At 75.4% G+C, this 13,525-nt stretch carries 9 protein-coding genes; 7 read left to right on the top strand and 2 right to left on the bottom strand.

What is annotated here, in order from left to right; translation table 11 throughout:
* Positions 1 to 27 precede the first annotated feature (27 nt).
* Positions 28 to 1,209, top strand: a complete 1,182-nt coding sequence (locus tag FRADC12_RS23290) for a glycosyltransferase family 4 protein (protein ID WP_052711111.1) — start codon at positions 28 to 30, stop codon at positions 1,207 to 1,209.
* A 56-nt stretch (positions 1,210 to 1,265) separates the two neighbouring features.
* Here the strand turns inward: FRADC12_RS23290 and FRADC12_RS23285 are convergent, their stop codons facing one another.
* Entirely contained in the window at positions 1,266 to 1,925 is a 660-nt protein-coding gene (locus tag FRADC12_RS23285; protein WP_045878226.1) for a NeuD/PglB/VioB family sugar acetyltransferase, read from the bottom strand.
* A gap of 265 nt (positions 1,926 to 2,190) precedes the next feature.
* Between FRADC12_RS23285 and FRADC12_RS23280 the strand changes: the two genes are divergently transcribed.
* From FRADC12_RS23280 to FRADC12_RS23260, 4 genes are all read left to right on the top strand, one after another.
* Positions 2,191 to 3,324, top strand: a complete 1,134-nt coding sequence (locus FRADC12_RS23280) for an MraY family glycosyltransferase (RefSeq protein WP_045878225.1) — start codon at positions 2,191 to 2,193, stop codon at positions 3,322 to 3,324.
* Positions 3,325 to 3,470: 146 nt separating this feature from the next.
* Positions 3,471 to 5,561, top strand: a complete 2,091-nt coding sequence (locus FRADC12_RS30365) for an FkbM family methyltransferase (protein ID WP_157488996.1) — start codon at positions 3,471 to 3,473, stop codon at positions 5,559 to 5,561.
* A 52-nt stretch (positions 5,562 to 5,613) separates the two neighbouring features.
* Positions 5,614 to 7,650 (top strand): heparinase II/III family protein, encoded by a 2,037-nt coding sequence (locus FRADC12_RS23265; protein ID WP_045878223.1) that lies wholly within the window; start codon positions 5,614 to 5,616, stop codon positions 7,648 to 7,650.
* 46 nt (positions 7,651 to 7,696) lie between these two features.
* Complete coding sequence (locus FRADC12_RS23260) at positions 7,697 to 8,800, top strand: FkbM family methyltransferase (RefSeq protein ID WP_232303992.1); 1,104 nt, start codon at positions 7,697 to 7,699, stop codon at positions 8,798 to 8,800.
* 54 nt (positions 8,801 to 8,854) lie between these two features.
* On the opposite strand, the gene FRADC12_RS23255 is transcribed toward FRADC12_RS23260, so the two are convergent.
* Entirely contained in the window at positions 8,855 to 9,781 is a 927-nt protein-coding gene (locus tag FRADC12_RS23255) for an FkbM family methyltransferase (RefSeq protein ID WP_232303991.1), read from the bottom strand.
* 202 nt (positions 9,782 to 9,983) lie between these two features.
* Between FRADC12_RS23255 and FRADC12_RS23250 the strand changes: the two genes are divergently transcribed.
* Together FRADC12_RS23250 and FRADC12_RS23245 are read left to right on the top strand one after the other, a co-directional pair.
* Positions 9,984 to 11,729 (top strand): class I adenylate-forming enzyme family protein, encoded by a 1,746-nt coding sequence (locus FRADC12_RS23250; RefSeq protein ID WP_045878221.1) that lies wholly within the window; start codon positions 9,984 to 9,986, stop codon positions 11,727 to 11,729.
* A 244-nt stretch (positions 11,730 to 11,973) separates the two neighbouring features.
* A complete protein-coding gene (locus FRADC12_RS23245) occupies positions 11,974 to 13,503 on the top strand; it encodes a glycosyltransferase (RefSeq protein WP_045878220.1) in 1,530 nt (509 codons plus the stop codon).
* Positions 13,504 to 13,525: the final 22 nt, after the last annotated feature.

Raw genomic sequence — 13,525 nt, 5'->3', positions numbered from 1 at the left:
CCCACCGGTCGGCCCAGGCTGGTCTTTGTGACCACGGTGCCGCTCAGCGCGGACGTCCTGCTGCGCGGCCAGCTCGGGGAGTTCCGGCGACGGGGCTATGAAGTAACCGTGGTCTCTTCTCCCGGCAGCCTTCTCGAGGTGGTTTCTCGGCGAGAGGGTGTGGCCACAGCGGCCGTCGAGATGCGCCGTGAGATCTCCCCCTCGGCGGACGTCCGCGCGCTGCTGGGCCTTTGTAGGCTGTTCCGCGAGATCCGGCCGACGATCACTAGCGTGGGAACCCCGAAAGCCGGCCTCCTCGGCGGTCTTGCCGCTCTGCTGACCGGCGTTCCGTGCCGGATTTATGTGCTGCACGGCTTGCGCCTGGAGGCCGTCTCGGGACCGCGAAGATCGGTCCTCTGGGCCGCCGAGTGGATCGCATGCAGATGCGCGCAGACCGTCGTCTGCGTCGGGCCGAGCCTTTTGCGTCGAGCCGAGTCGCTACAACTTCTCCGAAAGGGCAAGTCAATTGTCCTCCACAAAGGGACGTTGAATGGTGTCGACTACGACCGATTCGCCGAGACCGAGGACCGGATCGGCGCCGGCCGGGAACTGCGCGCGCAGCTCGGGATTCCACAGAATTCTTCTGTCGTCGGGTTCGTCGGGCGGATTGCCCAGGACAAGGGAATCCTCGACCTGATTGCCGCGTACCGGCTGCTGCAACCGAGCTTCCCCGATCTCTACCTGCTACTGGTCGGCGCGGAGGATCCGGCGGATCCGCTGCCAATAGAGTTCGAATCGCTCGTCTCCGGGCTCCCTCGTGTCGTCGGGACGGGATGGCTGGAGGACCCGACGCCGGCGTATCATGCGATGAACATCCTTGCCCTGCCCACCTATCGTGAGGGAATTCCCGGCGTCGCTCTTCAGGCTGCTGCTGCGGGTCGCCCCGTCGTGACGACCTCGGTGACCGGTGCCGTCGACGCTGTGGTCGACGGGGTCACCGGAGTCATCGTCCCCCCGCGCGATCCGTTGGCTCTTGCGGAGGCGCTCGGCCAGCTGTTGTCCGACCCCGGGCGCAGCCGGAGGATGGGGGAGCTCGGGCGGGAGCGAGTACAGCGCGATTTCAGGCCCGAGGACATGTGGAACGACCTCGATTCCCTGTTCCAGCAGCTTCTTCAGCGGGGGACTAGTAGGGTCAAGACCCTGCGGAGCCGTACATCCGTGAATGGCTGAGCTCGCCGGCCCGTCCCCATCCGGGCGGCGACGACGCGTTCGCTCGCCGCGACCTCTCACGGCACGCCGCTGGCGTTCCGCGCCGACGGGCGAGGCCGTGCGGGCACCCCGACCGCCACGACATCGGCGGGAAGGTCCCGGACCACGACCGCACCGGCTCCGACGATCGTCCCGGCTCCGACCGCGCACCCCTGAATCACGACCGCCCCGGTCCCGATGGTCGACCCCTCCCCCGCGGTCACGGCGCCGCTGAGGCGCGCACCGGGAGCGAGCGTGACGTAGTCGCCGAGCCTGCAGTCATGCGCGACCGTCGCCGCGATGTTGAGATGGACGTGGCGGCCGGTGCGCACGTTGGTCGTGATGCTGGCGAGCCCGCACACCACGGTGCCAGGCCCCAGCGTGACCCGGCGGCCGACCACGGCGGACGGATGGACCAACGTCGCCGGTACTCGTCCCCACTCGGTGGCCGCGAGATCGATCACCCGCCGCGCGTCAGGAGAACCGATTCCCAGCACGTACTGGGCGTCCAGCTCGGCGAGCAGGCGTACCGGCCCCAAGTGGCGAACCCCGCAGGCGGCGAGCACTTCGAGATCCGGCGTGCCGTCATCGAGCACGCCCAGAAGATCAAACTGCGGCCGAACCGCGTTCACCGCCTCGACGACGTCGAGCAGCTCCCGTCCGTGCCCGCCCCCACCCACGACAACCAGCGCCTTCACCTCAGCGTCGCCCCCTCTCTCCGGCGTCGCCACAACGTCCGTGCGAAGTAGTCTCGCCAACCGCAGCGCAGTCACCATGCGCGACGAGCCGACAGGCTGGCACGGCCACGAGAGCACCCGGGCGGCGCCCGTCGCGCTACCTTCACGCGAGCAGACACTTTCCATAACCTCACACGGCCTGGCGTCCAGACAGGACTACATTGTGTGACGACCAGCGGCCCGAGCGCGGTGCCATCCCGTCCAGCTTCCCCGCACGGAGGAACACATGGTCGGTGCCGGATTCGCGGCCTGCGTCATCACCCTGGCCGCGATGCCCGTCGTCAGCGCCTACCTGCGCCGGCTGTCGGTGCTCGACGTCGCCGACGAGCGCACCCCGCACCCGACGCCGCGGGGTAGCGGCGCCGCGGTGGTGCTGGGCCTCTTCGCCGGCGTGATGTTCACGGTGCTCACCAGCGGGCGTGCCAACGCGCCCGATCTGCTGCCGATGACGCTGGCGATCACCTTGTTCGGCCTGCTGGGGCTGGCCCAGGACGTGGCCGGCAACATCGGCGGGATGACGCCACCGCGGCGCCTCGCGGTGCAGGTGATGGCCGCGTTCGCGGTGACCGCGATGACCATCGTCAGCGTGACGCTGACGGGCGGGCGGCCGGGCGCCGGACTGCTCGTCGCCGCCATCCTGGTCGGGCCGGTCTGGCTGACCGGTCTCGTGAACGCCTTCAAGTTCATGGACGGCGTGAACGGCATCTCGGCCGCGCAGGCAATCGTCGCGGGCGCCGGATACGCGCTGGTCGGGACGCTGCACCACAACCCCCCGCTGGTCACCGGCGGCGCTGTGCTTGCGGGCGCGGCGGTCGGGTTCGCGCCGTTCAACGTGCCGAGGGCACTGGTGTTCCTCGGCGATGCTGGTAGCTGTGCACTCGGCGCGGCGATCGCGGCGCTGGCGCTGCAGGCGGCGCTGTCCGGCGTCGGCGTCGAGGCAGTGCTGGCACCTGTGGTCCTCTACCTGGCGGACACAGCGACCACGCTCGGCCGCCGAGCACGGGCCGGCGAGCGCTGGTACCGGCCGCAGGGCGGCCACGCCTACCAGCGGCTGGTCGCGGCCGGCTGGTCACACACCGCGACCGCCGGCTACACGGGTCTGCTCGCCGCGCTGTGCGCCATGCTTGGGCTCGTCACCGCCGCGCGGGCGGCCGCCCCGGTCCGGGCATGCGCGGACCTCGGCGTGTGCGTTCTGGTCGCGAGGTATCTGGGCGCTCCTGGCCGGGTCGCCGCCCGCCGGGCCGCGGCGACCGTCTCGATCGGGGATGCCGCCAGGACGCAAGTGTCCGTCCCGGTCCAGCGCGGTACGGCCGACACGCCTGCGGAGCAGAAGCTTCCCGCCTCGGTCCAGCCTGAATAAGGTCCATCACTGATGGCAACGCGTCAGCTACATCCCGACATCGGAATCCGTGGTAACGATGCGGCTACCCGGCAGTGACGCGTTCCCGGGGCAGCGATGCGATCAAGAAGCCTGAGGCACGCTCCTGACCGGAGGTCAGCCGCGCGATGAGCGAGCCACGTGACATCCCGGGGCCGACGACACCACGACGCGGCCTGCCCGTGAGCCCACCGAGCAGCACGCTGCCTGCGCCGGCCCGTGCGATGCTCCCGCCTGCCGCCAGTCCGGCGGCTCCCTCGCGCGAGGGACGGCCCGAGCCGCCCGTCGGATCGGCCGGCACGGCCGGCGACCTCGCGCGGGTGACCGCGGTCGTCGTGCACTGGGGGCCGGTCGAGCCGACGGCCAGGCTGGTGGAACGGCTGGTGACGATGCGCCGGCTCACCGCCGTCGTCGTCGTCGCGAACGATGCCACCGGTCGCCCACCCGGGCTGCCGCCCGGTGCCGACTGGCTCGTGCCGGACACAAACCTGGGCTTCGCCGGCGGCTTCCACCACGGCGCGGACACCCGCCCCGACAGCGACGCATACCTGCTGCTGAACAACGACGTCCGGCTGCCGGAGGCCACCCTCGACGGATGCCTGGAGCTGCTCGCCACCGACGGCGTCGGGATCGTCGGGCCGACGCTGCTGAACGCCGACGGCATCCACCCGGGCCCGGCCCGGCTGACGGCGCTGTTCGCGGCCCCGCTGCGCCGCCGCGCCGCCCGCGCCGGGCAGCCGGCCGAGGTCGCGTTCGTCCGGGGCGCGATCCTGCTGATCCGGGCCGAGTGCCATCGGCGGGTCCCCATGGACACCCGGTTCTTCCTCGGCTACGAGGAGGCCGACCTCGCGTGGCGGGCCAGAGCCGCCGGCTGGCGGGTGATGGTCAGCCAGCATCAGGCCTGGCACACCGGTGGCGGCACGATTCCCGGCAACACCTTCGCCTACTTCACCGCGCGCAACCGGATCTGGTTCGCGCGGGTGCACGGTGGACGGCGGCGTGGCGCCGCCGTCGCCCTCTGGCTGGCCCTGGTGACGGTGCCCCGGTCCGCCGGCTCCGACCTGCTGCGCGCTCGCGGTGTGGCGCGCTGTCGGTACGCCTGGCACGGCCTGCTCGACGGGCTCGGGCCGCTGCCGCCGGTCGGCCGGCCCTTCGCGGACGAGCCGCGCCCGCAGCGCTGGGAGCGGCCCACCCTTCCCAACCGGGCCACCCGTCCCGCACCCGAGACGGCTCCCCGCCGGGGCGGGCTGGCCCAGACGGGCGACCCGACCGTCCCCCGGTCCCCGGAGGCCGAGGCCACGCGCGCCGCGGCACGGGCCGACAACGCCGCGGCGACGTACGCCCGCACGGCGGAGCTCGTCACCGAGCTGCGCCGGATCAAGGCCGTCGCCGGTCCCGCCGCGGCCGTCTGGTTCGCGGCGGCGGTGGCGGCGCACGCCCCGACCGTGACGCGGACCCGCCGCCTCGACGCGGCAGACCGAGCCATGGCCGGCCGGGACTGGACGTTCCGGCCGCAGCCGGGGGTACACGTCCGACTGCCCGGGGCGGCCTTCGGCGATGCCCGGCAGCTGTACTGCCGGCGCGCCTACGCCGCCCGCCCCGGCTTCGCCCCGGCCAGCGGCGAGAGCGTCGTCGACCTCGGCGCGAACCAGGGCCTGTTCAGCGTCCTCGCCGCCGCCGCAGGGGCGAGCCGGGTGGTCGCGGTCGAGGCACAGCCTCGGCTCGGCGCCCTGCTCACCTCCCTCGCCCGCGCCAACGGCGTGGCCGGCCGGATCGAGCTGGTGCACGCGCGGGTCGGGGCGGGTGGCGACGCGGTCCTCGCCGGCGCCACAGGCCGGGGCATCGGCCGGCCCGGCCCGGTGCCCGAGCTGACCGTCACCGAGCTGCTCGACCGGCACGACCTGCCGCATGTCGACCTCCTGAGGATCGACCTCGACGGCTCGGAGTTCGCGCTGTTCGACCAGCCGGGCTGGCTGGACCGCGTCGGCCGGATCGTCATGCGGCTTCATCCCGAGCAGGGCGACCCGGCCCGGCTGCAACGGGTGCTCGCCGAGCACGGCTTCGGCTCGGTCCTGCTCGACGACGAACTCGCGCCGACGCCCACCCTGCTGCGCGCGCCGTCGGGTCACCTGTACGCCCACCGCCACCTGACCGCGCCCCGCCCGCGCGCCGAGCGCCGGCCGTCGGCGGCCGTCGACACGTCCGGCGGCGCGGCGTGACCCGCGAGCGCCGCACGCGGCGCGCGCCGGCACCGCGGACTCCGGCGACGCGGTGATCCCGCCGCCGTGGCAGGGCCGCCACGAGTGGATCGCGCGCGGCTCGCGTCCCGGGCAGCTAGTCGCGCGGGCCCGGCTGCGCGGGCAGCGCGCGGCGCTGGCCCACGTCCCCGGCCTGTTCACGGTGCTCACCGGCGCCGAGCGGGCGCTGGGAGCGGACGGCTGGCCGGCGGGCTTCGTCCCACTCGCCGGCCGCTGCCGGCCGCTGTGGGCCGACCCCGCCCGGCTCGCCGCGGGCCAGCTCACCCTGCTCGGCCACACCAGGACGCTGCACCCCGCCGGCCCGGAAGGCGCCCCGGACACGGACTGGGCCCAGCCGGACGCCGCGGCGCGCTGGCACGACCACCTGCATGGCTGGGAGTGGGCCTGGGCGCTGACGACCGACGGGTACCGGGACCTGTTCGGCGGGCTGTACCTGTCCTGGCGGGCGGCCTGCGTGCCCGCGCCGAGGGCGGTGACCGTGCCGGCGGCGCGCGCGGCGGCCTGGTCCGCGTCCGTCGCCTCGGTGCGGGCGTGGTCGCTGTGTGCCCTGCACCGGCCGCTGGCCGCCGGGACGACGGCCGACGGGCCGCTTGCCCTCGACCTCGCCCGCCACCGCGCGTTCCTGCGGGTCCACCTTGAGGTGGACGTCGCCGGGCGGCACCTGGTCAGGAACCTCAAGGCGCTGGTCGGCCTCGCGGTCGCCGCCGGGGACGGCCCGGACGCGGACCGCTGGGCGCAGGCGCTGCGCCGGGCGGCGCACCGTCAGGTGGGGCCCGACGGCGGCCACGCCGAGCGGGCACCCGCCGCCCACTGCCAGGTGCTCGCGGACCTGATCGACGTGACCGGCCTACTCGCCGCGGCGGGCCGGCCGGTTCCGCCCGACCTAACCGACGCGGTCACCCGGATGCGCGGCTGGCTCGCCGCGGTCCGCTCCCCCGACGGGACCGTCTCCCCGCTCGACGACGGGTTCCCCGTCGCCGAGCCCATGGTGGCTCTCCTGCTGGCCGACCCGGCCGAGGCCATTCCCGCCGCGCGCGGTTCGGACGGCCCCGTCCCGGTCGACACCCCGGTGCGCGGTCCCGTCCCGGCCACCACCGGACCCGCCGCCGGCCGGACGCGGTCCCTGGCGCGATCGGCACCCGCGTCGGCCGCGCTCGTTCTCGCGGCAGCGAGCCCGCTGGCGACGCCACCGGGAGTGACGCCGACAAGTGCGGCGAGGGCGCCTGACGCGGCCGAGCCGACGCTGCGAGTGCTCGCCGACAGCGGGCTCGCGGTCGCGACCGCGGGCGTGCTGTGGGTGCTCGCCGACTTCGGGCCGCCGAGCACGGCCCACCCGCCGGCCCACGCCAGCGCGCTCGCGTTCCTGCTCTGGCACGCGGGGCGCCCGCTCCTGGTGGATACCGGGACGTCGACCGACGTGCCAGGCCCGGTCCGTGGCCGGGAGCGCGGCACGGCGGCCCACTCGACCATCGTCGTGGACGGCGCCGACTCGGTCGAGGCCCGCGGCCCGCTGCGGGCCGGCCGGGCGGCCCGGGCGCGGCTGCTCGAAGCGGGCTTCGACGGCGCCGGCGTGCTGCTGGCTGGCGAGCACGCCGGCTTCCACCACCTGCGGGGCCGCCCGGCGCATCGGCGCGACCTGCGGCTGTGGCCGGACCGGGTCGAGATCATCGACACCGTCGAGCCGACGCGTCCCAGCCCGCGGCGCGCCGGGGCCCACGTCATCGACGTGCTGTTCCAGTTCGCCCCCGGCCTCGGGCTCACGGCCGAGCCTCGCCTCGACCGGTCCGGGGCCGGCTCGGTGGCTCGTTTCGTCCGGGCCGACGGGACGATCGTCACGCTGCGTGCGCTGTGCGAACCGGCCGACGCCGAGGGTGCCGACGCCTGGGCCGGCCCGGCGGCCGCCGCCTGGCAGATCGTCACCGCGGAGCGGGCCACCGGCTGGCGGCGGACGGTCCCGGCGGCGACGGCCCGCTTCCGGGTGCGGGCCCGGCTGCCACTGCGGGTGCGCACCGTCCTGACGGTCGTGCCTGGCGCCAGCCAGCCAGGCTGAGCCCGGCCGCCCACCCACCCAGCAGCCCCGAGGATGGAGCCGCGCCATGCCGATGACCGACCCAGCCCGCCCGCCCGACGACGCCCGCGCGGCCGCGGCGGCGGGCTTCGCGCGGGTCCTGCCCGGGCGGGTCGACAGCCGGGCCCGGCGCGGCTCGTTCCGAGACCGGCTCCGGGTCGTCACCCGGCTCGTCGAGCCGCTGGTGGCGGAGCTGCGCGCGCCGGTAGCGCTGGAGCTCGGCGTGGGCGTCGGTGGGCTCGGCGGGCTTTCCGTCAGTCCCGACGGGCGGGTGGCCGGCCTCGGCACGCCCGCGCCCAGCGCCATCCGGTCGGTCGCCGAGCGGGCCACCCAACGGCTCGTCGTGCAGCGGCGGCTGCCGGCGCCCTATCAGCGAACCCGGATCTACGTGTCCAGCGATGCCGGCCTGGAGTACCTGCGCCGCACGCTGACCCGGGTCGAGCCGGTGCCCACCGGCCTCATCCGCGAGACGGTCTGGCCCGGTGCCGTGGTGTGGGACGTCGGGGCCAACGCGGGCCTGTTCAGCTTCGCCGCGGCGACGGCGGCCGGCCCCGCCGGCCACGTGCTGGCGGTCGAGCCGGACGTCTGGCTGGTCGGCCTGCTGCGCCGCTCGGCGGCGCTGCCGGCCATCCGGGCGCCGGTGGAGGTGCTCGCGGCGGCGATCGGCGCCGCGACCGGCGTCAGCCGTCTCTGCGGGTCCACCCGGAACCGGGCGATCGGCCGCCGGGCCGGGTTCGGGCGCCGCGCGACGGTGCGGGCGGTGATGCCGATCCCGACCCTCACCCTCGACGACCTGCTGGCACACGCACCGGCACCGGACCTCCTGAGGATCGACGTCGGCGGCGCGGAGCGGCTGGTGCTGGAGGGCGGCCACCGGCTTCTCGCTCAGGCCAGGCCGACCGTCATCTGCGAGGTGGCCCGGGCGAACGCCCGCCCGGTGCGGGCCCTGCTCGCCGGGCACGGCTACCGGGTGCTCGACGGAGCGCTCGCGCCGGCCCAGCGCGTCCCACTTGCGGCGGCACCCTCGACCACCCTCGCGCTCCCGGTCGGTCCGCGCGCCGGGGTAGGCCAGCTGCGGCTGCCCGCCGCGGCCCGGACCGGCCAGCGGCTGGCCCGGTCGGGCGAGGTCTGAGCAGGGCGGGCGGGGGCTGAGCCGGGCGCGGCCGGGCCGGTGTCGCCGCCCGGGTCAGGTGCTCTGGTTACGCGCGAACGGGACGCGCGCCAGCGCGTCGACCACCTCGGTGAAACGGTCCGAGCGGGGGGCGAGCGCGAGGACGTTGGCCGTGTACGCGCCGCTCGGGGCGAGGCCTCGCGGGGTGAGGTTGAACAGCATGTAGCCAGCGTCGAGCAGCCGGCCGACGAACTCCTCCAGGCCCTGGCCGCCGCCGTGGCGGACCAGGTGGCTGGGCAGCATCTCCAGCAGCAGCGCCGGGGCATGGGCGGCGAGCAGTCCGACCGCCCCCCGCAGCACGTCGATCTCCGCACCCTCGACGTCGATCTTGACGAGGTCGGGCGGCCGGTGCCGGGCCACATAGGCGTCGAGGGTGTCGAGGCGGGCGAGATGGTCGGCGTGGCTCGGGTCGGCGACGGCGTGCGCGCGGCCGGAGGCGCCCTGGTAGCTGCGCAGGCCGGTCTGGCCCACCGTCGCCCCGATCGCGCTGGCGACCGGAACCACCTGGCCCAGGCCGTTGCGCAGGACCATCTCGCGCAGCACCGCCATGGTCGGCGGCACCGGCTCGAACGCGTGTACCTGCCCGGACGGGCCGACCAGGCCGGCGGCCCACAGGGTGTAGACGCCGATGTTCGCGCCGACGTCGTAGCAGGTGTCGCCAGGCCGCAGCACGGCCTCGAACACGGGGGCCAGCGCGGGCTCCCGGTACCGCAGCGCCGAGAGGGCCCGCGCCGAGCCGTCCCGGCAGCTGGCCAGGTCGAACGACATCCCGTTGGCGAGGCGGCCGGCCAGCGGGCCGCCGTAACGGTCCACGGGCCCGCGCACCCACCCGACGACCTGGTCGCGGCCCCACAGCTCGGGCAGCCGCGCGTCCAGCCGGCCGGCAACCCGCCACCGCATCGGTCCCCGCCGCCCGGCGAGCACAACCCCACCCTGCGCCATGCGGCCTTTTGTATCAGGCCAAGCACTCTCTGTAGCCATACCGAACGGCGAGACGGTCGCGCGGGTCAGCCCTGGCCCGCCGGCCAACGAATCGTTTGCCTGGATGTGCGTGCGGGACCACAATGGATTGGATCAAGTATCCATTTCGCGTCTTGGTTCGCGGTGCGCCGCGGGCCGGCCGGAACGGAGAAGGAGTCGCTCCATGCTGCGGTGGCCCGACGGTGACCTGCTCCCGGCGCCCGTCCGGGAGCGCCTGCTCGGCCCCGGGGCACCGTTCGAGCTGACCCGCGAGCAGGTCCGCGGCGTCGAGATGACGGTCTTCGCGCGCCGGGCGCCCCACCTGCCGGCGGTCCTCGCCAGCGCCTGCGCCCGCTTCCAGGACCGGCCTTACCTCATCTTCACCGGGCAGGACGGCGCGGACGCGGCCACTCTCACGTTCGCCGACGTCACGGCGTTGGCCGTCCGGGTCGCCGCAGTGCTGCGCGCCGAGTACGGGGTGAAGAAGGGCGACCGGGTCGGCTTCGTCGCCGCGAACAGCGCCGAGTACGCGGTGACGCTGTGGGCCGCGCTCTCGATCGGGGCGATCACCGTCGGGCTCAACGGCTGGTGGACCGGTCCTGAGCTCGCCCACGGGCTGCGGCTGACCGAGCCCGTCGCCGTGTTCGGGGACGACCGGCGGCTGGCCCGGCTCGACGGGCTCCATGAGGCCTCCGGCCAGCCGGTCGTCCGCTTCGCCGACCTGTTCGCCGCACTGGCCCTGGCCGAGCCGGCCGCCGACACCCCCCAGACCGCGGCGGCCGCACTGCTCGCGCTGTGCCCCGAGCTGGCCGAGGACGACCCGGTCACGATCCTGTTCACCAGCGGCACCACCGGGCGGCCGAAGGGCGCGCTGCTCCCCCACCGCGCGCTGGTCAACTTCAGCCCCGACGCCGCGTTGCGCGGCGCGGCGAGCGCGCTGATCGACCAGCTGGCGGCCAGTTCCGCCCCGGCCGCGCCCGCGCCGGCCACGCCGCCGGTGACGATCCTCTCCGGGCCCTTCTTCCACATCTCGGGCATCGGCCCGCTGCTGACCAACGCGCCGTTCACCGGCATGACCCTGGTCTTCGCGCCGCCCGGGAAGTGGGACCCGACGGTCCACCTCGACCTGACCGTCCGCTACGGCGTCACGAACTGGTCGGGCGTGCCGACCCAGCTCCTGCGCCTCGTCGAGCATCCGCGGCTGGCGGACTACGACCTGTCCCGGTTGCGCGGGCTCGGCGGCGGCGGCGCCGCGCTCGCCCCGGAGGTGCTCCGGATCATCGACCGGAACCTGCCCGGTCGCGGGATCGGCGGCGGGTACGGCATGACTGAGACCACCGGCATCGGCGCGACCACCGGTGGCCGCCGGCTGCGGGGCGCGCCCGGCTCGGTCGGCGTCGCGTCCCCGACCGCCGAGCTCAAGGTGGTCGGCCCGGATGGCGTCGAGCCGGCCGACGGCGAGGTCGGCGAGATCTGCGTACGCGGGCCGAGCGGCTTCCTGGGCTACTGGGCTGACGAGCACGCGACCGCCGCCGTCCTGGACGCCGACGGCTGGTACCGAACCGGCGACTACGGCCAGATCCGGGACGGCCTGCTCTACCTGGAGAGCCGGCTGCGCGATCTGATCATCCGCGGTGGCGAGAACATCTACCCGATCGAGATCGAGAACAGGCTGGCCGCGCATCCCGACCTCGCCGACGCGGCCGTCATCGGCGTCCCGCACCGGGAGCTCGGCCAGGAGGTGATGGCCGTCGTCGTGCCGCGCGACGGCGCCGCTGTCACGGCCGAGGACCTCCAGGGCTGGGTCGCCGCCGCCCTCGCGTCCTTCAAGGTCCCCGCCCACGTCCGCTTCGCCACCGAACTGCCGTACAACGCGACCGGGAAGCTCCTCAAGCGCGACCTCGAAGCCCAATACGCGACGGCGCCCTGAGCAGCCGCTGCCGGCCAGGCGACCACGGCGGCCGAAAAGATCAGTAGTCGCGCCGGGTACCGGCCTGTCACGATCAGCCCGTGACGTTGATTCTCGGCGTCGGGCTGGCGGGCCCGCACGCGAGCGGGCCGGCGCTCGCCGCCGCCCCGCCGCCCCGTCGCCCCGTGACACCTCGGTTTCTCCTCGCCCAGCTCGGGAGGCGGGGGCGACTCGGGCGGTGACTGTGGTGGGGGCGACTGACCGGATGCGGCCGGTCGGCCCGGTTCGGCCGGGGGATGCCGGCGCGCCGGGGCCGGGCTCCACCCTGCTTACGAACAGACACTTAGAGTCACCGTCCGTGCTCTCCACACATCGTCTCGATATCGGGGCCGAGACCGGGGCTCCGCGTGTGCTGCTGCTGGCCCCGTCGGGAGGTCTCGGCGGCGGCGTCGAACGCTACCTCGGCACTGTCGAGGAGCGGCTGCGCGCCGGCGGCGCCGAGGTGCACCGGCTGGACCTGTACGGGCCGACACGCCCGCGGGGCACCGGGTCCCGGCTGCGGTTCGGCGCCGCCACGCTGCGCGCCGCCCGCCGGCTGGCGCCGCTGGACGCGGTCCTCACCGGCCATCCGGACCTCATCCCGGTGGCCGCGGCGGCGCTCGCCGCGGGCCGCGCCGAGCGCGGGCCGGTGCTGTTCTACGGCACCGACCTCTGGCGGACCCGCCGGCTCGGCCGGGCGCTGCTCAACCGCCGCCCGGCGCTGTACCCGTTGACGATCAGCTCGTACAACGCCGGGGCGCTGGCCGAGCTGGGCGTGGCCCCCGTGCTGCGGCCCGGCCTCGCCGCCGCCTGGCGCGCGACGCTGCTGGCCGCGGGCGCCCGCGCCGCCCGGGCCAACGAGACGCGCCAGACGCAGACCCAGCCGACGACCGCCCCGCAGGGCGCCACAGCGCACGCAACCGTGGCGCAGCCACAGCCGCCGACGCTGCTGACCGTCTTCAGCCTGGCCGACGCCAACTGGGCCGGTAAGGGCCTGCCCGAGCTGATCGCCGCGCTGCCGTCAGTGCGGCGCGCCGTCGGCCCGGTGCGCCTCCTGGTCGCCGGCCGCGGGCCGGCCCCGGACGGGCTGCGCCGGGCGGTTGGCGCGGTGCCGGACGCCGAGCTGGTCGAGTCGCCGGACGACGCGGCACTCGCCGCCCTGTACGCGAGCGCCGACCTGTTCGTGCTGTGCACCAGGACCCACCCGGGCCGCAGCGGCGAGGGCTACGGCATCGTGCTGACCGAGGCCCAGCTCGCCGGCTGTCCCGTGGTCGGCCCCGTCTCCGGGGGCGCCCGGGACGCCTATCTCGACGGCGTGACCGGCGCGACGCCGGCCGACGAGTCGCCGGAGGCCCTCGCCGCGGTGCTCGCCGGCCTGCTCGCCGACCGGGCCCACCTCGCCCGGATGCGCCGCCGCGCCGCCGAGTGGGCCCGGATGGCGACCGAGCCGGCGGAGCACACCCGCGCGGTCTTCAGCGCGGTCCTCGGGCGAGCCCCGGTCAACCGGCCCACCGAGGTGTCGACGACCGGCTGGACCGCTCCCCCGCCACGGCCGTCCTGGCTGGCCACGACGGAGCCGCGGCTGACCGCGGCCGGCGCGCCTTCGCCCCGCCGCCCGGCCGCGCGGGTCTGGCCCGAACGGGCCGACCTGCCGGGCGCCGCCGACCAGGACGGCGACGACCTGACCAGCGACTACCTCGAGGCCAGCCGCGGCTGGAGCGACGACGTCGAGATCGACGACCTGGCCGGCAGATGACCGCCGCGGCGCCGGGCGGACC

Source organism: Pseudofrankia sp. DC12 (assembly GCF_000966285.1).
Taxonomy (GTDB): Bacteria; Actinomycetota; Actinomycetes; order Frankiales; family Frankiaceae; genus Pseudofrankia.
The sequence above is the reverse complement of the archived record's forward strand: the minus strand, read 5'-3'. Positions and strand labels throughout refer to the sequence as shown.

What these genes read in the sequence shown, in the direction of transcription:
- FRADC12_RS23280 (WP_045878225.1), top strand. Translation starts at nt 2,191, where the DNA reads ATGGTCGGTGCCGGATTCGCGGCCTGCGTCATCACCCTGGCCGCGATG.
- FRADC12_RS23260 (WP_232303992.1), top strand. Translation starts at nt 7,697, where the DNA reads ATGCCGATGACCGACCCAGCCCGCCCGCCCGACGACGCCCGCGCGGCC.
- FRADC12_RS23250 (WP_045878221.1), top strand. Translation starts at nt 9,984, where the DNA reads ATGCTGCGGTGGCCCGACGGTGACCTGCTCCCGGCGCCCGTCCGGGAG.
- FRADC12_RS23255 (WP_232303991.1), bottom strand. Translation starts at nt 9,781, where the DNA reads ATGGCGCAGGGTGGGGTTGTGCTCGCCGGGCGGCGGGGACCGATGCGG.
- FRADC12_RS23245 (WP_045878220.1), top strand. Translation starts at nt 11,974, where the DNA reads ATGCGGCCGGTCGGCCCGGTTCGGCCGGGGGATGCCGGCGCGCCGGGG.
- FRADC12_RS30365 (WP_157488996.1), top strand. Translation starts at nt 3,471, where the DNA reads ATGAGCGAGCCACGTGACATCCCGGGGCCGACGACACCACGACGCGGC.